A 21,023-nucleotide genomic window follows, 5' to 3' on the forward strand; every position below is an offset into this window, starting at 1 on the left:
GCGCAACCGGACCTCGACGTCAGCCGAGCCGCTGGGCGTGCCAGCGCAGATGGTCGGCCATGAAAGTGCCGATGAAATAATAGCTGTGGTCGTAGCCCGGCTGCATCCGCAGAGTCAGGTCGATCCCCGCATCGGCACAGGCGGTGGCCAGCCGCTCGGGCTGGAGTTGCTGCTCCAGGAACTGGTCCGCCTCGCCCTGGTCGACCAGCAAGGCGGGCACACGCGCGCCATCCTCGATCAGCGCCACCGCGTCGTGCCGCCGCCACGCCGCCGCATCGTCGCCGAGATAGCCGCCCAGGGCCTTTTTTCCCCACGGCACCTGCGACGGCGCGACGATGGGGGCGAAGGCGCTGACGGCGCGGAACCGGTCCGGATGGCGCAGGCCGATGGTGAGCGCGCCATGCCCGCCCATCGAATGGCCCATGATCCCCTGCCGCGTCATGTCGACCGGGAAGTGCGCGGCGACCAGCGCCGGCAGCTCCTCGGTCACATAGGTCCACATGCGGTAATGACGGTCGAACGGCGGCTGGGTGGCATCGACATAGAAGCCCGCCCCCAGGCCGAAATCATAGGCCCCGTCCTGATCGTCGGGCACGCCGTCACCGCGCGGGCTGGTGTCTGGTACGACCAGGACCAAGCCCAGCGCGGCACAGGCGCGGCGATATTCGCCCTTGTCGGTGACGTTGGCGTGGGTGCAGGTCAGCCCGGACAGATACCAGACGACCGGCAGCGTCGCGCCCGGGGCGTGCGGCGGCACATAGACCGAGAAGGTCATGTCGGTGCCGGTCGCCGCCGAGGCGTGGCGATAGACGCCCTGCGTGCCGCCATGGGCGCGGTTGGTGGAAAGCATGTCCATGCCGGGTTCCTCTCCTGTCCGGGACGCCATCAGGCCCGGTTGGCCAGGCGGCAGCCGCCGCACAGCTTGTTGCCGTCCGGGTCGCGCAGATAGCCGAGATAGATTTCGCCGAACGGCGACTGGCGGCTGCCCGGCGGGCTCTCGATCGCGGTGCCGCCATGGGCGACGCCCGCGGCGTGCCAGGCATCGACCTGCTCCGGACCGGACAGGCCGAAGCCGATCGTGCCGCCATTCGCGACCGTCGCGGGCTCGCCGTCGATCGGCGTCGTCACCATGAACGCCGCGCCATTGTGGCGATAGGCCAGCCGCCCGTTGGGATCGACCATCGCCGGCCCTGCGCCCATCACCGCGAACAGCGCGTCGTAGAAGGTCTTGGACCGGGCGATATCGTTCGACCCGACCATCACATGCGAGAACATCGTTTTCTCCTCCCCTTGCGCGTTCAATAGACCACGACGCTGCGGATGCTTTCGCCCTTGTGCATCAGGTCGAAGCCCGTGTTGATCTCGTCCAGCGACAGGACATGGGTGATCATCGGATCGATCTCGATCTTCCCGTTCATGTACCAGTCGACGATCTTCGGCACGTCGGTCCGCCCCTTCGCCCCGCCGAACGCGGTGCCGCGCCAGTTGCGCCCGGTGACGAGCTGGAAGGGGCGGGTGCTGACCTCCTTGCCCGCCTCGGCCACGCCGATGATGATGCTGGTGCCCCAGCCGCGATGGCACGCCTCCAGCGCCTGGCGCATCACGGTCGTGTTGCCGGTGCAGTCGAACGTATAGTCCGCGCCGCCATCGGTCAGCGCGACCAGATGCTGGACCAGGTCGCCGGCCACGTCCCTGGGATTGACGAAATGGGTCATGCCGAAGCGGCGACCCCATTCCTCGCGGTCCGGATTGATGTCGACGCCGACGATCATCCCGGCCCCTGCCAGCCGGGCGCCCTGCAGCACGTTCAGGCCGATGCCGCCCAGGCCGAAGACGATGATCGTGTCGCCGACCGCGACCTTGGCGGTGTTGACCACCGCGCCCACGCCCGTCGTCACGCCGCAGCCGACATAGCAGCTGGTCTGGAATGGCGCATCCTCGCGGATCTTGGCGACCGCGATCTCGGGCAGCACGGTGAAGTTGGAGAAGGTCGAGCAGCCCATGTAATGGAAGATCGGCTGGCCCTTGTAGCTGAACCGCGTGGTGCCGTCCGGCATCAGGCCCTTGCCCTGGGTGGCGCGGATCGCGGTGCACAAATTGGTCTTGCCCGACAGGCACGACTTACACTGGCGGCATTCGGGCGTGTAGAGCGGAATGACATGGTCGCCCGGCACGACGCTGGTCACGCCCGGACCGACCTCGCGAACGATGCCCGCGCCCTCATGCCCCAGCACCGAGGGGAACAGCCCCTCCGAATCGAGCCCGTCGAGCGTATAGGCGTCGGTATGGCAGATGCCGGTCGCCATGATCTCGACCAGCACCTCGCCGGCCTTTGGTCCTTCGAGGTCAAGCTCGACGATTTCGAGCGGTTGCTTGGCGGCGAATGCCACCGCGGCGCGGGTCTTCATGCGGGCCTCTCAGAAAATGGGGCGGATCGATCAACCCCGTCTAGCGAGGGGGGCTGGCAATTCAACGGTGGCACGCGGCATCATGCGGCATGAGCCTCTATCACCGTCATCTCGATTCGCCGATCGGACGGCTGACCCTCGTCGCCAGCGACGCGGGGCTGGTCGCGATCCTGTGGCCGGAGGAACGGCCCGACCGGGTGCGGCTGGGCGCGATGGCGGAGGTCGCGGCGCATCCGCATCTCGACCATGCGGCGGCCGAACTCGCCGCCTATTTCGCCGGCGGGTTACGAGCCTTCACCATTCCGCTCGATCCGCGCGGCACCGACTTCCAGCGCGCCGTGTGGCGGGCGCTGGCGACCATCCCTTATGGCGAGACGCGCAGCTATGCCGCCATCGCCGCGCAGATCGGCCGGCCGACCGCGACACGGGCGGTGGGGGCGGCGAACGGGCGCAACCCGCTGTCGATCGTCGCGCCCTGCCACCGGGTGATCGGCAGCAACGGCGCGCTGACCGGGTTCGCGGGCGGCCTGTCGATCAAGACCTTCCTGCTCGACCATGAGCAGCGGCACGCGCGCTGACAGCCGGATCAGCTTCGCAGCAGGGCGGAGCCGAGCGCCAGCATCCCCGCCATCGCCACAAGCAGGCAGGCGAGCGCGATCAGGATGATCCAGCGGATAAGGGGGCGGTTCTCCATGGCTCCGCCCTACACGTCCGGTCGGGGCAGGGACAGGGCGGAGCGCGGCCCGTTGACGGGAGCGTGCATTTCGGTTGAGGCGCTCCGGTCCGGCCCGAACGGTCCCTGTCGAAGAGAAGCGCATGAGCGATCCCCTGCAAATCCCCCTGCACGTTCTCGCCCTCTCCTGCCCCGACCAGCCCGGCATCGTCGCCCGCGTCACCGGCCTGTTGTTCGAGGCGGGCGCGAACATCCGCGAGGCGGCGCAGTTCGAGGATGCGGAAACCGGCCGCTTCTTCATGCGCGTGCTCTTCAGCCTGGCCGATGCGCCCGCCGCCGCTCTGCCCGACCGGTTCGGAGCGTTGCCGGGGCGTGCGGCATGACCTGGTCGATCCGGCCGGCGGAGGCGCGGCGCAAGGTGCTGTTGCTGGTGTCCAAGTTCGACCATTGCCTGGCGGACCTGCTCTATCGCTGGCGGATCGGCGAGTTGCGGATGGATGTGGTGGGGATCGTGTCCAACCACCCCCGCGCGACGTTCGACGGGCTGGACCTGGGCGGCGTGCCCTTCCACCATCTGCCCGTGACGCGCGAGACGCGGAACGCGCAGGAGGCGCGGATCAAGGCGGTGGTGGATGAGACGGGCGCGGAACTGGTCGTGCTCGCCCGCTATATGCAGATCCTGTCGGACGACCTGACCGCCTTCCTGTCGGGGCGGTGCATCAACATCCATCACAGCTTCCTCCCCGGCTTCAAGGGGGCCAAGCCCTATCACCAGGCCCATGCGCGCGGCGTGAAGATGATCGGGGCCACCGCCCATTACGTCACCGCCGACCTGGATGAAGGGCCGATCATCGCCCAGGATGTCGAGCCTGTCACCCATGCGGATTCGCCCGAGACGCTGGTGCGCAAGGGGCGGGATATCGAGCGGCGCGTGCTGGCGCGCGCGGTGCGGCATCATCTGGCCGACCGGGTGCTGTTGAACGGCGAGAAAACCGTGGTCTTCACCGACTAAACAATAGAAGTTGATTTGCATTTGCAACAACGATAGTCGGCCGCCCTCTGCCGGGGCAGGGTCGACCAGACCCCCATGGCACGATCGACCAGCGGGGATAGGGCATGACGGGGCAGGGATCGGGATCGCGGCGGGCGCTGCGGATCATGGCGGTGATGCTGGCGACCGCCGCGACGCCGGCCCTGGCCGGGGCACCCGACGATGCGACACCTCCCGTTGCGGACGGCGACGAGATCGTCGTGACCGGCCGCGACGCCAATGCCAGCATCATCGGCAGCGACATATCGGTGCTGCGCTATCCCCAGTCGGTCCGGGTGCTGGATCGCCGGGAACTGGACGCGGTGAACGCGAACCGGCTGGGCGACGTGCTCGATTTGGCGGGCGGCGTGTCGCGGCAGAACGACTTTGGCGGCCTGTGGGACAAGTTCGCCATCCGGGGCTTTGCGGGCGATGAGAATTCCGGCCCGGACATCCAGATCAACCGGTTCAGCAGCAATTACGGCTTCAACGCCCCGTACGACCTCGCGACGATCGAACGGGTCGAGGTGCTCAAGGGTGCGACGGCGGCGCTGTCCGGGCGCGGCGAGCCGGGCGGGGCGATCAACCTGGTGACCAAGGCGCCGCTCGACATCCTCGCGATCCGGGCCGATGCCAGCTATGGCAGCTGGAACTTCCGGCGGCTGACGGCGGATGCGACCGGGCCGGTCGCCAGGGATCTGAGCCTGCGCCTGATCGGCGTGGTCGAGGATCGCGACAGCTTCCGGGACCATGTCGGCGGTTCGCGCCGATTGATCGCGCCGTCCGTGGCCTGGGCACCGCTGGCTGGCCTGCGCCTACTCTATCAGGCCGAATATATGCGCAACACCACGGTGCTGGACCGGGGTGTCGTCGGCGTGAACGGCGATGCCCGGGCGATGGACCGCCGGACCTTCCTGGGCGAGCCGGGCGACGGACGCATCCGGCAGAACAGTTTCTGGCAACAGGCCAGCCTGTTCGCCGATCTGGGCAGCGGCATCGGGCTGGAGCTGGGCGTCAGCCAACGCGACGGATCGCTGCGCGGCTTCGCCACCATGGTCGATTTCGGCGCGCGGGGTCTCCAGAAGGATGGTCGCACCGCCGGCCGGGACCGTCGCTATCATGATTTCGGCTGGAACGATCTGTCGCTTCGCGGCGAACTGACCGCCCGGGTCCAGGCGCTGGGCCTGGACCACGACCTGCGCATCGGCATCGACCGGGTACGGCATGGCGAGGATTTCGTGCTGAACCGCGCGCGGGGCACCGCCAGCCGGCCGCTGCTGCCGATCGACCTGTTCGATCCGGTCTATGCCAGCCAGCCCTTGCCCGTGCCGCCGCCCTTCGCCGATCGGCACACCAGCTTCCGCAGCGACAGCCTCTATGCGCAGGACGTGATCCGCCATGCCGCCGTCACCCTGCTGCTCGGTGCGCGGCTCAACCGGTTCGAGGAGCGACTGGTCAACCACCGGGCGAACGACCGTCTGCTTCGGACGCTCGACAAGGGACTGACGCCGCGCATCGCGTTGAGCTGGCAGGCCATGCCCGGCTGGTCGCTCTACACCAGCTATGGCCAGTCGCTGCGTCTCAACCCGTCCGACGGCACCTCCACCTTCGATGCGGAGCGCAGCCGCTCCTTCGAAGTCGGCACCAAGTTCGACCTGCTGGACGGGCGCCTGACCGGGCAGGCGGCACTGTTCGACATGGTCAAGCGCAACGTGCTCAACCCCAATGCGACCGACGTGTTCGTCCATACCCAGGTCGGCCGGCAGCGGTCGCGCGGGGCGGAGGTCGACCTGACGCTCCGCTTGCCCCGCGACCTGATCGCCAGCGCCGCCTATACCTATGTCGATGCGACGGTGGTGCGGGATGTCGACCTGGCGCTGATCGGCCAGCCGCTCAGCAACGTGCCGGCGCATCAGGCCAACCTGCTCGTGCAGAAGCAGTTCGGCCGGGCGCAGGCCGGCGGCGGCGTCACCTATGTCGGCCGCCGGGCGGGCGATCCGTTCGGCAGCGCCTATCGCCTGCCGGCCTATACGATTGCGCGGGTCGATGTGGGCTATGCGCTGACCGACCGGCTGACGGTCCGCGCCGACATCGATAACCTGTTCGACACCTATTATATCGCCAGCTCCTATGCGGCGATCTGGACGATGCCGGGCGCACCGCGATCGGGACGGATCACTGCCTCGCTGCGGATCTGACCGGCATCAGCCGGATAGCGGCAGGACGATCGTGACGCGGAGGCCCGGCCCGGCATCGTCCAGCGCCAGCGTCCCGCGATGCAGCCGCGCGATCGCCTCGACCAGCGGCAGGCCCAGTCCATGGCCGCTCCGCCCGCGACTGGCATCGAGCCGGCCGAAGCGGCGGAGCGCCAGCGGCCGGTCGGCGGCGGCGATGCCGGGGCCGTTGTCGCGGACCTCCAACCGGGCGACCGAGTCACGCCCGGCGGACAGGTGGATGACGGAGCCGGCGGGGGTGTATCGCCGGGCATTCTCGATCAGGTTGATGATCGCCTGCGACAGCAACTGCCGGTCGCCGGTGATCGGCACGGAACCGCGCGCCTCGACGACCAGCGCGTGGCCGCTATCCTCGGCGGCGGGGATCATCATCAGCCCGATCTCCTCGACCAGGTCCGCCAGGTCGAGCGCGACGAAGCCGGCCCGCCGTTCGCCGCCCTCCACCTCGGTGATGCGCAGGATCGCGGCGAACAGCGCCAGCAGGGCGTCGCTGTCGCGGATCGCCGCCTCCAGCCCCTCGCGCGTCGCCGCATCGCCGGCCTCGCCCGCCAGCAGCGCCAGCCGGCCGCGCAGCCGGGCCAGCGGGGTGCGCAGGTCGTGCGCGATGTCGTTCGACACCTCGGTCAGGCCGCGCATCAGCGCGGTGATCCGGTCGAGCATATGGTTGAGCGTCGCCGCCTGCGCATCGAACACGCCGCCATCCCCGGCGAGCGGCAGGCGGCGGCCCAGGTCGCCATCGATGATGGCTTCCGCCGCGGCGCGCGTGGCGGCGATGCGCCGCGCGACGATCCAGCCGAACGCGGCCAGGCCCGCCGCCGCCACCAGCAGGATCGATCCGAAGCCGAGCAGGTAGATGCGCGTGCGGGGCCCCCGGATATGATCGAACGGCTCGGTCTCGGCCACCGCGACCAGCGCGCCGCCACCGGGCAGGGGACGCACCAGCGCGCGGCCGGCGGTCAGGCCGGCGATGCCGTCATGGCTGTGCAGGCTCGACAGACCCCGGGCCGGGATCGATGGCAAATCGAGATTGCCGGCCAGCCGCTTGCCCGTTCGGTCGACCAGCAACAGACCGATATCGCCGGTGTCGCGCCGCTGGTTGAGCAGCGCGATACGCCGGGCCATGACCGTGGTGGCGACGCGTCCGTCATCGCCCGTCACCGCATCGGCCGCCGCCTCGATCCGCCGGTCGACCAGCCCGGCGATCGTCGCGCGGGTGGCGGAATAGATGCCGATACCGGTCGCGGTCACCGCCACCAGAAAGGCGGCGAGGAAGATCAGCGTCAGCCGCCGCAGCGATGGCGGCAGGCGGTCCGTGCGCCTCATCCGCCCTTCAGCATATAGCCGACGCCGCGCATCGTCACGATCGGGTCGCTGCCGCCATCGGCGCATAATTTCAGCCGCAGGCGACGGATATAGACATCGACCAGATTGGTCTCCGGCTCGAAGTCATAGCCCCAGACCTTCTCGATCAGCATCGCGCGCGTCATCACCCGATCGGCGTGGCGGACCAGTTCGAGCAGCAGCTTCAGCTCCAGCTTGACCAGGTCGATCGGGCGTTCGGCCCGCCAGGCGCGGAAGCGGCTGGAGCTGACGGTGATGTCGCCGGCGCGCAGCGTGTCGTCGCCCCCTTGCGCGAAGCCGCGCCCGCGCAGCAGCGCGTGGAGCCGCGCGTTCAACTCGGCGGCGTCGACCGGCTTGACGACATAATCGTCCGCGCCCGCGACCAGCCCGTCGACCTTGGCGTCGCTCTGCCCGCGCGCGCTCAGCATGATGACCGGCAGCGTCGCCCGGCCGCCGCGCAGCCGCTCCAGCACCGACAGCCCGTCGATATGCGGCAGCATCCGGTCTAGGATCATCGCATCGAACGATTCGCATGCCAGCGCCGACAGGGCGGCGCGACCATCCCCGGCGATCGTCACCCGGTGGTCGAAGCCGCGCAGGGCCGCGGCAGTGGTGGCCGCGAAATCGGCATCGTCTTCGACCAGCAGCAGGTTCATCGCATCCGTTCCGGCGGGGAGGGGGCCGTCCTACCTCAACCCGTCACGCGACGGAACCATGTGCGACGGATGCCGCACCCGGTCGCACAGGATGATGCAGACGTGCTTTGGCTTTGGCGAACAAGGGTGCTAACGGCCTGTCGCTTCCCCTCTAGCGATCGATAGACCGTGGCCACCGACCTTCAGCGCATCCGAAATTTCTCGATCATCGCCCATATCGACCATGGCAAGTCGACGCTGGCCGATCGTCTCATCCAGCAGACCGGCGGCCTCTCCGAACGCGAGATGTCCGAACAGGTGCTCGATAACATGGAGATCGAGAAGGAGCGCGGCATCACCATCAAGGCGCAGACCGTGCGCCTGTCTTACAAGGCGCAGGACGGCGAGACCTATACGCTGAACCTGATGGACACGCCGGGCCATGTCGACTTCGCCTATGAGGTCAGCCGCTCGCTGGCGGCGTGCGAGGGCGCGCTGCTGGTGGTCGACGCGGCGCAGGGCGTCGAGGCGCAGACCCTGGCGAACGTCTATCAATCGATCGAGCACGACCATGAGATCGTGCCCGTCATCAACAAGATCGACCTGCCCGCCGCCGAGCCGGAAAAGGTCCGCGCCGAGATCGAGGACGTGATCGGCATCGATGCGTCGGGCGCGGTGCTGGCCAGCGCCAAGTCGGGCATCGGCATCGCCGACATATTGGAGGCGATCGTCCAGAAGATCCCCGCGCCCAAGGGCGATGCGGAGGCGCCGCTCAAGGCGATGCTGGTCGACAGCTGGTACGATCCCTATCTGGGCGTCGTCATCCTCGTCCGCGTGATGGAGGGGGTGCTGAAGAAGGGCCAGCAGATCAAGTTCATGCAGGCCGGCACCACCCATCTGATCGATCGCGTCGGCTGTTTCCGCCCGAAGATCGAGCAGCTGCCCGACCTGGGGCCCGGCGAGATCGGCTTCATCACCGCGCAGATCAAGGACGTGGCGCAGGCGCGTGTCGGCGATACGCTGACCGACGCCAAGCGGCCCGCAGCCGAGGCGCTGGCGGGCTTCAAGGAAGTCCAGCCGGTGGTGTTCTGCGGCCTGTTCCCGGTCGACGCCAACGACTTCGAGAAGCTGCGCGAGAGCATCTCCAAGCTGCGCCTCAACGACGCGTCGTTCAGCTTCGAGATGGAAACGTCGGCGGCGCTCGGCTTCGGCTTCCGCTGCGGCTTCCTGGGCCTGCTGCACCTGGAGATCATCCAGGAGCGGCTGACCCGCGAATATGACCTCGACCTGATCACCACCGCGCCATCGGTGGTCTATGAGATCGACCTGACGCATGACGGCGGCACGATCGAGCTGCACAACCCGGCCGACATGCCCGATCCCAACAAGATCGAAAGCATCTCCGAGCCGTGGATCGAGGCGACCATCTATGTCCCCGACGAATATCTGGGCTCGATCCTGAAGCTGTGCCAGGACCGGCGCGGCATCCAGAAGAACCTGACCTATGTCGGCGGGCGCGCGCAGGCGACCTATGAACTGCCGCTCAACGAAGTGGTGTTCGACTTCTACGACCGGTTGAAGTCGCTGTCCAAGGGCTATGCCAGCTTCGACTATCACCAGATCGGCTATCGCGAGGGCGACCTGGTCAAGATGAGCATCCTGGTCAACGAGGAGCCGGTCGATGCGCTGTCGATGATCGTGCACCGCGGCACCGCCGAGGTGCGCGGCCGCGGCATGTGCGAGCGGCTGAAGGAGCTGATCCCACGCCACCTGTTCAAGATCCCGATCCAGGCGGCGATCGGCGGCAAGGTGATCGCGCGCGAGACGATCAGCGCGATGCGCAAGGACGTGACCGCCAAATGCTATGGCGGCGACGCCAGCCGCAAGCGCAAGCTGCTCGACAAGCAGAAGAAGGGCAAGGCGAAGATGCGCGAGTACGGCAGCGTCAGCATCCCGCAGGAGGCCTTCATCGCGGCGCTGCGCATGGGGGATGAAGGCTGAGCGCTTCGCTCGAAAGCGTCCGCCGCTAAGATCTCCTTCGAAGATCCCGGCGGAGGGGAGGCCAGTTGCGTGACCTCCGCCAGTCACTCAGACATCAGGGTAGCTGGACCCCGGCGGCCCGGGGTGGACGGTGAGGGGGATGCCGCAGCGCTCTGCGGTCCCCCTCATCAGCGTCACGCCGCCACGGCTTCTCCACTCACCGGCAGGCGGATCAGATGGTCGAAGGCCGAGAGCGAGGCCTTGGACCCTTCGCCCATCGCGACGATGATCTGCTTGTAGGGCACCGTCGTCACGTCGCCCGCCGCGAAGACGCCCGCGACCGAAGTCTCGCAACGATCGGTGATCTCGATCTCGCCGCGCCCCGTCATCGCCACCGTGTCGCGCAGCCATTCGGTGTTGGGCACCAGGCCGATCTGCACGAAGATACCCTCCAGCGGCAGTTCGTGGTCGCTGCCATGGTTGCGGTCCTTGTAGCGCAGGCCCGTCACCCGCTCGCCATCACCCGTCACTTCGGTGGTCAGGGCGGAGGTGACGATGTCGACATTGGGCAGGCTGGCGAGCTTGCGCTGCAGCACCGCGTCGGCGCGCAGGTCGGCGGCATATTCGATCAGCGTGACATGGCCGACCACGCCCGCCAGGTCGATCGCCGCCTCGACGCCCGAATTGCCGCCGCCGATCACCGCCACGCGCTTGCCCCGGAACAGCGGGCCGTCGCAATGCGGGCAATAGGTCACGCCCTTGTTGCGATAGGCGTCCTCGCCCGGCACGTTCATCTGGCGCCAGCGCGCGCCGGTCGACAGGATCAGCGTCCGCGCGCGCAGCGTCGCGCCGCTTTCCAGATGCAGTTCGTGCAGGCCGCCGGGGCTCCGCGCCGCGACCAGCTTGTCGGCGCGCTGGAGCGTCATCACGTCGACGCCATATTGGTCGACATGCGCCTCCATCTGCTGGACCATGCGCGGCCCCTCGGTATGCTGGACCGAGATGAAATTCTCGATCGACATGGTGTCGAGCACCTGACCGCCGAACCGCTCGGCGACCAGACCGGTGCGGATGCCCTTGCGCGCGGCATAGATCGCCGCCGCCGCACCCGCCGGACCGCCGCCGACGACCAGCACGTCGAACGGCTCCTTGGCATCGATCTTGGCGGCGGCGCGCGCGACGCTGCCGGTGTCGAGCTTGGCGAGGATCTGCTCCACGTCCATCCGCCCCTGCGCGAACAGCTCGCCGTTCAGGAAGATCGACGGCACCGACAGGATGTTGCGGGCCGAGACCTCGTCCTGGAACAGGCCGCCCTCGATCGCGGTGTGGCGAATGCGCGGGTTGAGCACGCTCATCAGGTTGAGCGCCTGCACCACGTCCGGGCAATTCTGGCAGGTCAGCGAGAAATAGGTTTCGAAGACATAGTCGCCGTCGAGGTCGCGGATCTGCGCGATCGTCTCGTCCGACAGCTTGGGCGGATGGCCGCCGACCTGGAGCAACGCCAGCACCAGCGAGGTGAACTCATGGCCGAGCGGGATGCCGGCGAAGCGCACGCCGATATCCGTGCCGGCGCGGCGGATCAGGAAGCTGGGGCGGCGCGCATCGTCATCGGCACGGGTGACGGAGACCTGCGGATGCAGTTCGGCGATCTCGTTCAGCAGCTCCAGCATCTGCGCGGACTTGGCCCCGTCGTCGAGCGAGGCGACCAGTTCAACCGGCTGGCGGAGGTGACCGAGATAGGTCTTGAGCTGGGTCTTGAGATTGGCGTCGAGCACGGATGGCCTCCGTTGGATGATGGATCGGGTCGTCTCCCGGATACGGGAGGGGGGCGGCGGCATTCGGGACCACGCACCGGACCGGTCGGGCCGGTCGGAGAGGCCGGCGGACGACGCGTAACGCGCATCGCCCGCCGGGCTGGAGGATGTCACCGGCTCCGGTGCCGACGGTCGGGCCGGGCACCGGAGGTCGGTCGGACGTTCAGTCGATCAGATCTTGCCGACCAGGTCGAGCGACGGCGCGAGCGTCTCCTCGCCCTCTTCCCACTTGGCGGGGCAGACCTCGCCCGGATGCGCCGCGATATACTGGGCCGCCTTGATCTTGCGGAGCAGTTCCATCGCGTTGCGGCCGACGCCTTCCGAGGTGATCTCCATCAGCTGGATCGTGCCCTCGGGATCGACGACGAAGGTGCCGCGATCGGCCAGGCCCTGGCCTTCGCGCATCACGCCGAAATTGTTGGTCACGACGCCCGCCGGGTCACCCAGCATGGTGAAGCGGATCTTGCCGATCGCCGGCGAGCTGTCGTGCCAAGCCTTGTGGCTGAAATGCGTGTCGGTCGAGACGCTGTACACCTCGACGCCCATCTTCGCGAAGGTGTCGTGATTGTCGGCCAGATCCTCCAGCTCGGTCGGGCAGACGAAGGTGAAATCGGCCGGGTAGAAGAAGAAGACCGCCCACTTGCCCAGCACGTCGGCGTCGGACACGGTGAGGAACTTGCCCTCCTTGTACGCCTGCGTCGTGAACGGCTTAATCTTGGTGCCGATGATCGACATGGTGCATCTCCATAATGCGTTGCGGAATGGTAGCTCTCTACCCTTTTGCATCGCAGCAGGGAAATCGCTTTCCCCGTTCACCGGCATCGACGGATGCGATCAGCGATCCTCGGCGGCCGTAGCGTCCAGCCAACTTCGAAGTCCGTCTGCGTTTGTCGGGCGTGTATCCGCCTTCATGCTGCCCTGCATGATCTCCAGCGCCCATTTCGTGCGTTGCGGGTCTTCGCTGGCAACGGTGTCGGCCGGCACCCACAGGTCATAGTCGCGCATATGCGCGTCCGCGGCCGTGAACAGGACGCAGATATCGGCGGCGACCCCAGTCACGATCAATCGGCCGATTCCCAGTTGCGGCAGGATCACCGGCAGGTTGGTCGCATAGAAGCCGGAAAATTGCGGTTTGATGACGAACAGGTCCCGGTCGCGCGGCCGCAGCATCTCGGCGATGGTGCGGCCGGCGCACGCCGGCTCCAGGCAGCGCGCGATCAAATCCTCGCGGCTGTCATGCCAGTCGCCATGATTGTCGTTGACATAGAGGACCGGCACGTCCGCCGCGTCCGCTTGGTCGCGCAGGGTTCGGATCGCCTTGGCCGCCGCCTCGGCCGCCGGTCGCAGCCGCTCCGCCCCCGGAAAGGCGAGCGTGTTCATCATGTCGAGGATCAGCAGCGCGGTGCCGCCGGAGACGGAAGGATCAGCCATGGCCGACGCTTAGGAAGCGCCGGCCAAGCTGTCGTTGATGAGCATCATGGACGTGGCGGCGGCCGCTCAGGCGGGAAGCGGCACCCCGTACAAGTCATGCTCGTCCGCATCCTCGATCGCGACCTTGACGATGTCGCCGACCGCCAGATGGCCGGCATCGCGCAGGAAGACCTCGCCGTCGATCTCCGGCGCATCGGCCTGGGACCGGCCGGTCGCGCCGCCCTCCTGGTCCACCGCGTCGATGATGACGGGCAGGACGCGGCCGACCTTGGCGGCGAGCTTGGCGGCGGAGATGGCGGCGGTCTTTTCCATGATCCGGGCGTAGCGCTCTTCCTTGACCGCCTCCGGCACCGGATCGGACAGGTCGTTCGCCGCCGCGCCCTCCACCGGCTCGAACCGGAAGGCGCCGACGCGGTCGAGCTGCGCCTCGTCCAGCCAGTCGAGCAGATACTGGAAATCCTCCTCCGTCTCGCCGGGAAAACCGACCACGAAGGTCGACCGGATCGCGATGTCGGGGCAAATCTCGCGCCAGCGATGGATGCGGCTCAGCACCTTGGCGTCGTTCGCCGGCCGCTTCATCCGCTTCAGCACCGACGGGGCGGCATGCTGGAAGGGGATATCGAGATAGGGCAGCACCAGCCCCTCGGCCATCAGCGGGATGATCTGGTCGACATGCGGATAGGGATAGACATAATGGAGCCGCACCCAGGGTGCGATCCGGCCGAGTTCGCGCGCCAGGTCGGTCATGTGTGCGCGCACCTCGCCGCCCGACTTCAGCGGCCAGCTGGCATGGCGCAGATCGACGCCATAGGCCGAAGTGTCCTGGCTGATGACCAGCAACTCCTTCGTGCCCGCCGCGACCAGCTTCTCCGCCTCGCGCAGAATCGCATCGGGGCGCCGGCTGGCGAGATCGCCGCGCAGCGACGGGATGATGCAGAAGGCGCAGCGGTGGTTGCAGCCCTCCGAAATCTTCAGATAGCTGTAGTGGCGCGGCGTCAGCTTCAGCCCGGCATCGGGGATCAGGTCGATATAGGGCGACAGGTTGGCGGGCGCGGCTTCGTGCACCGCCTCGACCACCTGCTCATATTGATGCGCCCCGGTGACGGCGAGCACCTGGGGGAAGCGGGCGCGGATCACCTCCGCCTCCTTGCCCATGCAGCCGGTGACGATGACGCGGCCGTTTTCGGCGATCGCCTCGCCGATCGCCTCCAGGCTTTCCTCCTTGGCGGAGTCGAGAAAGCCGCAGGTATTGACCAGCACGACATCCGCGCCGGCATAGTCGGCGGACATCTGATAGCCGTCGGCGCGGAGCTGGGTGAGAATGCGTTCGCTGTCGACGAGATTCTTCGGACAGCCAAGCGACACCATGCCGACACGCGGCGGGGAGGGGAGTTTCGTTGCCATGGGACGACCCGCACATAATGGAGGATGGACGGATTTGCCAGTGTCGCGCATTCGTGCGAGCCGGTGAGGGGGCGGAGACATCCATGTTGGCAATCGGACTCATGTCGGGCACGTCGCTCGACGGCATCGACGCGGCGCTGATCGAGACGGACGGCGAGTCGCTGGTCCGGCCGATCGCCTTTCGCGACGAGGTCTATTCGGACGCGGCGCGCGCGCAGCTGGCGGCCGCCGCCATCACCGCCTTGACCTATGACCGGCCGCGCGCCAGTCCCGAACTGGTCGCGGCGGGCGAACTGATCACCCGCACCCATGCCATGGCGGTGCACAAGCTGCTGCGCGAGGCGGGCGTGGCGGCGAGCGATGTCGGCGTGATCGGCTTTCATGGCCAGACGGTCGCGCATCGCCCCGATCGCGGCTGGACGTGGCAGATCGGCGACGGTGCGGCGCTGGCGGCGGCGTGCGGCATCGACACGGTGTCCGACTTCCGCTCCGCCGATGTCGCGGCGGGCGGGCAGGGGGCGCCTCTGATCCCGGTCTATCATGCCGCGCTGGTCGCCAATCTCGCCAAGCCGGTCGCGGTCCTTAACCTGGGCGGGGTCGCGAACATCACCTTCATCGGCGCGGACGGCGCGCTGGTCGCCTTCGACACCGGGCCCGCCAATGGGCTGATCGACGATTGGGCGGGGGAGACGATCGGCGCGCGCTTCGACGCGGGCGGCGGGCTTGCGGCGGCGGGCCGGGTCGATGACGCCGTGCTGGGCGCGATGCTCGACCACCCGTTCTTCGATGTAGCCCCGCCCAAGTCGCTCGACCGCAGCGACTTCACCATCCAGCCGGCGCGCGGGCTGGCCGCCGCCGATGGCGCCGCGACGCTGACCGCCTTCACCGCCGAGACGGTGGCGCTCGCCCTGCCGCATTTGCCCGCGCGGCCCGAGCGGCTGATCGTGGTCGGCGGCGGCCGCCACAATGCGACGCTGCTCGCGATGCTGGCGGATCGGACCGGCCTGATCGTCGAGCCGGGCGATTCGATCGGGTGGAACGGCGACGGGATCGAGGCGGAAGGATTCGCCTATATGGCGGTGCGCACGCTGCGCGGTCTGCCGATCAGCTTTCCGGGCACCACCGGCGTCGCCCAGCCGATCGGCGGCGGTGTCATCCATCGTGCACAGGTCACGGACGGTCGATAAATTTGTGTTAACACTGGACGGCTAAGCACATCGGACGCAAAGCAAAATCCAGCCGAAGCGGAAGGGGTGACCCCGTGGAATCCGACCTGCGTTACTATGTCCGTCGCCTGACCATGGAGCGTGCCGCCGCGCAGCGTGCGCTGACCGCCGAGGCGCGGGACCGGCGGATGCAACTGGTCGAAAGCTATACCCGCAAGATCGCCGAATTGCGCGGCTGATCCGTCAGCGCTTGCGCGTCAGCTCGCGCATCCCGGCGTCGAGTCCCTCCAGCGTCAGCGGGAACATGCGGTCGTTCATGATCCGGCGGATCATCGCGATCGACTGACCATAATCCCAATGCTCGCGGGGGAGCGGGTTGAGCCATATGCTCGCGGGATAGGTGGTGGTCAGCCGGTGCAGCCAGACCGCGCCGGCCTCGTCATTATGATGCTCGACCGATCCGCCGGCCTGGCTGATCTCATAGGGACTCATCGACGCGTCGCCGACGAACACGCACTTATAGTCATGACCATAGCGATGCAGCACGTCCCAGGTCGATGTACGTTCCTGGAAGCGCCGGCGATTGTCCTTCCACACGCCCTCATAGGGGCAGTTGTGGAAGTAGAAGAATTCCAGATTCTTGAACTCGGCGGTCGCGGCGGAGAAGATCTCCTCGCAGAGCGTGACGAACGGGTCCATCGATCCGCCGACATCGAGGAACAGCAGCAGCTTGACCGCATTGCGGCGTTCGGGGCGCATCCGCACGTCGAGCCAGCCCTGGCGCGCGGTGCCGTCGATCGTGCCGTCGATGTCGAGCTCGCTGGCCGCGCCCTCGCGCGCGAAGCGCCGCAGCCGTCGGAGCGCCACCTTGATGTTGCGGGTGCCGAGTTCGCGACCATTGTCCAGGTTGCGAAAGGCTCGCTGGTCCCAGACCTTGATCGCGCGGCCGTGTTGGCCCTCGCCGCCGATCCGGACGCCCTCGGGATTATAGCCGCCATTGCCGAACGGGCTGGTGCCGCCAGTGCCGATCCACTTATTGCCGCCTTCGTGGCGCCCATGCTGTTCGGCGAGCCGCTCGCGCAGCGCCTCCATGATCGCGTCCCAACTGCCCAGCGACTTGATCGCCGCGCGTTCCTCGGGCGTCAGGAATTTCTCCATGACGGCCTTGAGCCAGTCGGCGGGGATGTCGGCGCGCTGTTCGGCGGCGGGGCCGGTCAGGCCGCGAAACACCTGCCCGAACACCTGGTCGAACCGGTCGAGCATGCCCTCGTCCTTCACATAGACGGCGCGGGACAGATAGTAGAATTGCTCCGGGGTCCGCTCGATCACCTCGGCGTCCAGCGCCTCCAGCAGCAGCAGATGCTCCTTCAGCCCGGCCGGGATGCCGGCAGCGCGCAACGCGTCGAGAAAGCGGAGGAACATGACCGCGACCTTGCCAGATCGCCGGCCCGGGCGACAGCACGAAAAAGGGCGGCTCCGTTGCCGGAGCCGCCCTTCGCAGCCGTGAAGGCCGAGAGGCTTAGCGCTTCGAGAACTGGAAGCTGCGACGCGCCTTGGCGCGGCCATACTTCTTACGCTCGACCGAGCGGCTGTCGCGGGTCAGGAAGCCCGCCGCCTTGACGGGCGCGCGCAGCGCCGGCTCGTACTTGGTGATCGCCTGGCTGATGCCGTGCTTCACCGCGCCGGCCTGGCCCGACAGGCCACCGCCCTTGACGGTGCAGACGACGTCATACTGGCCCTCGCGCTCGGCGACGCCGAACACCTGGTTGATGACGAGACGCAGCGTCGGACGCGCGAAATAGACTTCCTGGTCACGACCGTTGATCGTGATCTTGCCGGTGCCGGGCTTCAGCCAGACGCGGGCGACCGCGTCCTTGCGGCGGCCGGTGGCATAGGCACGACCCAGCGAGTCGATTTCCTGCTCGCGCAGCGGCGCGCGCTGCACCGGCACGTCCTGGCCGGCCAGATAGGCGTCGGCCTGGCCGTCCTGCGGGGCGTCTGCGTCACGCTGCTGCTGGTTCAGCGCGGCGCCGAGATCGGCGAGAGACTGGCGGTTGTCGGACATTATGCGCCCACCTTGTTCTTGCGGCTCATGCCGGCGATGTCGAGGACCTCGGGGTTCTGCGCGGCGTGCGGATGCTCGGTCCCGGCGAAGATGCGCAGGTTGCGCATCTGCTCGCGACCCAGCGGACCACGGGGGATCATGCGCTCCACGGCCTTCTCCAGGACGCGTTCCGGAAAGCGGCCTTCCAAGACCTTGGCGGCGGTGATGCCCTTAATGCCGCCGGCATAGCCGGTGTGCTTGTAATAGATCTTCTTCGACGCCTTGTTCGACGTGAAGCGGATCTTGTCGGCATTGATGACGATGACATTGTCACCGCAATCGACGTGCGGAGTGAACGACGTCTTGTGCTTGCCGCGCAGGATATTGGCGATGACGACCGCAGCGCGACCGACCACCAGGTCGGTGGCGTCGACGATGTGCCACTTCTTCTCCACCTCGTGCGGCTTGGCCGACTTGGTGGTCTTCATGAGCGCCTTCATGGGCGTGGACCTTTCGAACGAATATCGCGCCACCCCTTGTGGGGGCGGCGCGTTGTGTCGGCTCAATGCGCGAAAGGGACCGGAACGTCAAGCATTCCGCCACTTTGCCGACGGGTATCTAAATACCAGCCATATCAGCGCGGCCCGATCGGGTGGTGCCGACCGCATGGGCGGCGGCGACGGCGCAGATCAGCAGCAGCGCGGCATTGGCCTGATGCATCACCGCGATGCCGATCTGCACGCCGGTCATTAGCGTGGCGATGCCGAGGAAGATCTGAAGCGTCACCAGGCCGGTGACCAGGAAGCCGGCGCGCGATCCGGTCCGCGTCGCGCGCACCGCCAGCCACAACAGCGCGATCGCCGCGGCGAAGGCGAACCAGCGGTGGATGAACTGCACGACAATCGGATTGTCCACCGCGTTGGTCCAGCCCGGGGTCAGCATCGGCACGCCTTGGGGAAAGATCGTGTCGCCCATCAGCGGCCAGCTGGAAAAGGCATAGCCGGCATCCAGCCCGGCGGTGAACGCGCCGAAGAGGATCTGGACGAACAGCATCAGCACGGCGACCGCGCCCACCAGGGTCAGGCGCGCGGGAGCGGCAAAGGGATCGCGGGCGAGCATTCCCAAGTCGAGCGCGGTCCAGGCGATCCCCGCCAGGATCACGAGCGCGGTGACGAGATGCACCGCCAGGCGGATATGGCTGACATCGGTGCGGACCGACAGGCCGGAGGCGACCATCCACCAGCCGATCGCCCCCTGCAAGCCGCCGAGCGCCAGGATCGCGGCGAGGCGTCGACCATAGCCCTTGGGGATGTGGCGGCGCACCGCGAACACGATCAGCGGTAGCGCGAAGGCCAGGCCGATCACCCGGCCGAGCAACCGGTGCAGATATTCCCAGAAGAAGATCGCCTTGAACCCGGCGAGCGTCATGTCGCGATTGAACGCCTGATATTCCGGGATCTTGCGGTAATTGGCGAACTCGGCCTGCCAATCCGCCTGGGTCAGGGGCGGGATGATGCCGCTGATCGGCTTCCATTGGGTGATGGACAGGCCCGACTCGGTCAGCCGGGTGATGCCGCCGATCACGACCATCGCCACGACCAGCGCGGCGACCAGCCACAGCCAGCGGGCAACGGCCTTGGGACGGGCTTGCGAAAGGAAGGCGGCGCTAGGCTGGAGCATGATGTCTCCATGTAGCGATACGGGACCGGCGCGCCAAGCGGCGCGAGGCCGGTAAGGCCTTACAAAGCCGACTGGGCGTCGGCCGGCATCCGCTGGTCGAGAAGTTCCAGCGCCATCGACAGATGCGCCGCCACGAGATGCTCCTCGAGCGAGTCCAGCAAAGCCAGCGCGTCCGCCATCTTGGCCCGCGCTTCCACATATCCGTTCATGATCTTGCCCATTACGTAAGCCCGGGGCTTCTACCAGATCGTGCAGGCCGCGCAACGAAACCACCCGCCTCGTATCGGGACGGCCGGGACAGGTGGATGGTTCCGGCGCAATGTGATGCAAGGGCAACGAAAAAGGGGAGGTCGCCAACAGGCGGCCTCCCCCGATATCCTGCGATCAGCGGATCAGGCGAAGGTGACCTTCGCCGAGCGAAGACGATAGCGGACGGCGGCGCCGACCATCGCGAAGCCGACCAGCATCAGCGCCCAGGTGGCGGGTTCGGGCACGGCCGACACCGTCACGTCATCGGGCAGCGAGAAGTTGATTGCGGCGTTCGACTGCAGGTGATCGGCGCAGAACAGCTTGAAGCTGTGCGTGCCTGCCGACAGGTCCAGCGTCGTAGTGACGACGTCGACCGGGTGAATGCCACCGATCTGAACGCGCGAGATACCGTCGACGAACAGGAACGCGTCGTCATCCGAACCCAGCGCGAAGTTGATCGAACGCGCCGAGTTGAGCGTGAACATGCCGGAGAAGACCGCCGTCAGGAAGCCGTTCGCGTCGTTGCTGCCGTTGCCGAAAGGCGCTTAGAAGGCGTTGCTGCTGATCGAGTTCGACGCCAGGGTCTGGCTGCCCGAATAGGTGACATTCAGCGATCTCGTCGCGGTCGGCGTCCACCACTGCAGTTCATCGGTCGCGGTGTTGTAGTCCTGCGCGTTCGGCGGGTTCGCAGAGGTGATCATCGCTATTCCATTCGGGTCCAAAACCGTCTTTACGCCATCGTTGATCGTGGAAATCGGCGGGTTCGCGGGCCAGAGCAAATTCCGAGCGTCTTGAATCGAGTAGGGTTTCCCAAGCGGCATGAAGTCTGATTCATGATCGTCACCGGTGACGGGAGGCCGGTCAGATGGGCAAGCCATTGTCGATGGACCTGCGCGAGCGGGTGGTTGGTGCGATTTCGCAGGGAATGTCCCGC

The 21,023-nt window shown here is 67.4% G+C and carries 20 protein-coding genes and 2 pseudogenes; 6 read left to right on the forward strand and 16 right to left on the reverse strand.

What is annotated here, in order from left to right; all coding sequences use genetic code 11:
- Window positions 1-19 precede the first annotated feature (19 nt).
- From fghA to BRX43_RS12575, 3 genes are read right to left on the reverse strand one after another with little or no spacing between them, the layout of a single operon-like run.
- The gene (fghA, locus tag BRX43_RS12565; RefSeq protein ID WP_125995364.1) at window positions 20-856 is read right to left on the reverse strand and encodes an S-formylglutathione hydrolase; all 837 of its coding nucleotides are present in this window, start codon (window positions 854-856) and stop codon (window positions 20-22) included.
- 29 nt (window positions 857-885) lie between these two features.
- Complete coding sequence (locus tag BRX43_RS12570; protein ID WP_125995365.1) at window positions 886-1,275, reverse strand: VOC family protein; 390 nt, start codon at window positions 1,273-1,275, stop codon at window positions 886-888.
- Window positions 1,276-1,298: 23 nt separating this feature from the next.
- Complete coding sequence (locus BRX43_RS12575) at window positions 1,299-2,408, reverse strand: S-(hydroxymethyl)glutathione dehydrogenase/class III alcohol dehydrogenase (RefSeq protein WP_125995367.1); 1,110 nt, start codon at window positions 2,406-2,408, stop codon at window positions 1,299-1,301.
- An 89-nt stretch (window positions 2,409-2,497) separates the two neighbouring features.
- On the opposite strand from BRX43_RS12575, the gene BRX43_RS12580 reads away from it, so the two are divergent.
- The 3 genes and pseudogenes from BRX43_RS12580 to BRX43_RS12590 all read left to right on the forward strand — a co-directional run bounded on the left by BRX43_RS12580 (window position 2,498) and on the right by BRX43_RS12590 (window position 6,309).
- A complete protein-coding gene (locus BRX43_RS12580) occupies window positions 2,498-2,986 on the forward strand; it encodes a methylated-DNA--[protein]-cysteine S-methyltransferase (RefSeq protein WP_125995369.1) in 489 nt (162 codons plus the stop codon).
- Between the two features lie 238 nt (window positions 2,987-3,224).
- Window positions 3,225-4,093: pseudogene (gene purU, locus BRX43_RS12585) on the forward strand (formyltetrahydrofolate deformylase).
- A gap of 104 nt (window positions 4,094-4,197) precedes the next feature.
- On the forward strand, window positions 4,198-6,309 hold the full coding sequence (locus BRX43_RS12590; protein WP_125995371.1) for a TonB-dependent siderophore receptor: 2,112 nt from the start codon (window positions 4,198-4,200) through the stop codon (window positions 6,307-6,309).
- A gap of 6 nt (window positions 6,310-6,315) precedes the next feature.
- On the opposite strand, the gene BRX43_RS12595 is transcribed toward BRX43_RS12590, so the two are convergent.
- Window positions 6,316-7,668: a HAMP domain-containing sensor histidine kinase gene (locus tag BRX43_RS12595; RefSeq protein WP_125995373.1), complete on the reverse strand. Its 1,353-nt coding sequence runs from the start codon at window positions 7,666-7,668 to the stop codon at window positions 6,316-6,318.
- Window positions 7,665-8,342, reverse strand: coding sequence for a response regulator transcription factor (locus tag BRX43_RS12600; protein ID WP_125995374.1), 678 nt, complete (start codon window positions 8,340-8,342; stop codon window positions 7,665-7,667). Before BRX43_RS12600 ends, BRX43_RS12595 begins: the two co-directional genes overlap by 4 nt.
- 168 nt (window positions 8,343-8,510) lie before the next feature.
- On the opposite strand from BRX43_RS12600, the gene lepA reads away from it, so the two are divergent.
- Complete coding sequence (lepA, locus tag BRX43_RS12605; RefSeq protein ID WP_125995376.1) at window positions 8,511-10,322, forward strand: translation elongation factor 4; 1,812 nt, start codon at window positions 8,511-8,513, stop codon at window positions 10,320-10,322.
- Between the two features lie 173 nt (window positions 10,323-10,495).
- Here lepA and ahpF read toward each other — a convergent pair whose 3' ends face one another.
- The 4 genes from ahpF to rimO form a co-directional block, all read right to left on the reverse strand.
- Window positions 10,496-12,076 carry an alkyl hydroperoxide reductase subunit F gene (gene ahpF / locus BRX43_RS12610; RefSeq protein ID WP_125995378.1) on the reverse strand — a complete coding sequence of 527 codons (1,581 nt, stop codon included), beginning with the start codon at window positions 12,074-12,076 and terminating at the stop codon, window positions 10,496-10,498.
- A 210-nt stretch (window positions 12,077-12,286) separates the two neighbouring features.
- On the reverse strand, window positions 12,287-12,850 hold the full coding sequence (gene ahpC / locus BRX43_RS12615; RefSeq protein WP_125995380.1) for an alkyl hydroperoxide reductase subunit C: 564 nt from the start codon (window positions 12,848-12,850) through the stop codon (window positions 12,287-12,289).
- Between the two features lie 99 nt (window positions 12,851-12,949).
- Complete coding sequence (locus BRX43_RS12620; RefSeq protein ID WP_125995382.1) at window positions 12,950-13,546, reverse strand: isochorismatase family cysteine hydrolase; 597 nt, start codon at window positions 13,544-13,546, stop codon at window positions 12,950-12,952.
- Between the two features lie 66 nt (window positions 13,547-13,612).
- Complete coding sequence (gene rimO, locus BRX43_RS12625; protein WP_125995384.1) at window positions 13,613-14,950, reverse strand: 30S ribosomal protein S12 methylthiotransferase RimO; 1,338 nt, start codon at window positions 14,948-14,950, stop codon at window positions 13,613-13,615.
- Window positions 14,951-15,033: 83 nt separating this feature from the next.
- Between rimO and BRX43_RS12630 the strand changes: the two genes are divergently transcribed.
- The gene (locus BRX43_RS12630; RefSeq protein ID WP_125995386.1) at window positions 15,034-16,137 is read left to right on the forward strand and encodes an anhydro-N-acetylmuramic acid kinase; all 1,104 of its coding nucleotides are present in this window, start codon (window positions 15,034-15,036) and stop codon (window positions 16,135-16,137) included.
- Window positions 16,138-16,211: 74 nt separating this feature from the next.
- Window positions 16,212-16,355 (forward strand): hypothetical protein, encoded by a 144-nt coding sequence (locus BRX43_RS20320; RefSeq protein WP_164523598.1) that lies wholly within the window; start codon window positions 16,212-16,214, stop codon window positions 16,353-16,355.
- Between the two features lie 4 nt (window positions 16,356-16,359).
- Here BRX43_RS20320 and BRX43_RS12635 read toward each other — a convergent pair whose 3' ends face one another.
- From BRX43_RS12635 to BRX43_RS20550, 7 genes and pseudogenes are all read right to left on the reverse strand, one after another.
- Window positions 16,360-17,538, reverse strand: coding sequence for a VWA domain-containing protein (locus BRX43_RS12635; protein WP_125995388.1), 1,179 nt, complete (start codon window positions 17,536-17,538; stop codon window positions 16,360-16,362).
- A gap of 97 nt (window positions 17,539-17,635) precedes the next feature.
- The gene (rpsI, locus tag BRX43_RS12640; protein WP_125995390.1) at window positions 17,636-18,181 is read right to left on the reverse strand and encodes a 30S ribosomal protein S9; all 546 of its coding nucleotides are present in this window, start codon (window positions 18,179-18,181) and stop codon (window positions 17,636-17,638) included.
- Window positions 18,181-18,660, reverse strand: coding sequence for a 50S ribosomal protein L13 (rplM, locus tag BRX43_RS12645; protein WP_125995392.1), 480 nt, complete (start codon window positions 18,658-18,660; stop codon window positions 18,181-18,183). Before rplM ends, rpsI begins: the two co-directional genes overlap by 1 nt.
- A 118-nt stretch (window positions 18,661-18,778) precedes the next feature.
- Window positions 18,779-19,840, reverse strand: a complete 1,062-nt coding sequence (locus BRX43_RS12650; RefSeq protein ID WP_125995394.1) for a COX15/CtaA family protein — start codon at window positions 19,838-19,840, stop codon at window positions 18,779-18,781.
- A gap of 59 nt (window positions 19,841-19,899) precedes the next feature.
- Window positions 19,900-20,061 carry a hypothetical protein gene (locus BRX43_RS20325; RefSeq protein ID WP_164523599.1) on the reverse strand — a complete coding sequence of 54 codons (162 nt, stop codon included), beginning with the start codon at window positions 20,059-20,061 and terminating at the stop codon, window positions 19,900-19,902.
- A gap of 171 nt (window positions 20,062-20,232) precedes the next feature.
- Window positions 20,233-20,346, reverse strand: a pseudogene (locus BRX43_RS20875) (PEPxxWA-CTERM sorting domain-containing protein); the annotation flags it as partial.
- Between the two features lie 288 nt (window positions 20,347-20,634).
- Window positions 20,635-21,023 (reverse strand): hypothetical protein (locus BRX43_RS20550; protein WP_206433200.1); only part of this gene is annotated, 389 nt, incomplete at its 5' end.

The sequence above is a fragment of the Sphingomonas sp. S-NIH.Pt15_0812 genome (assembly GCF_003951315.1).
Classification (GTDB): Bacteria; Pseudomonadota; Alphaproteobacteria; order Sphingomonadales; family Sphingomonadaceae; genus Sphingomonas.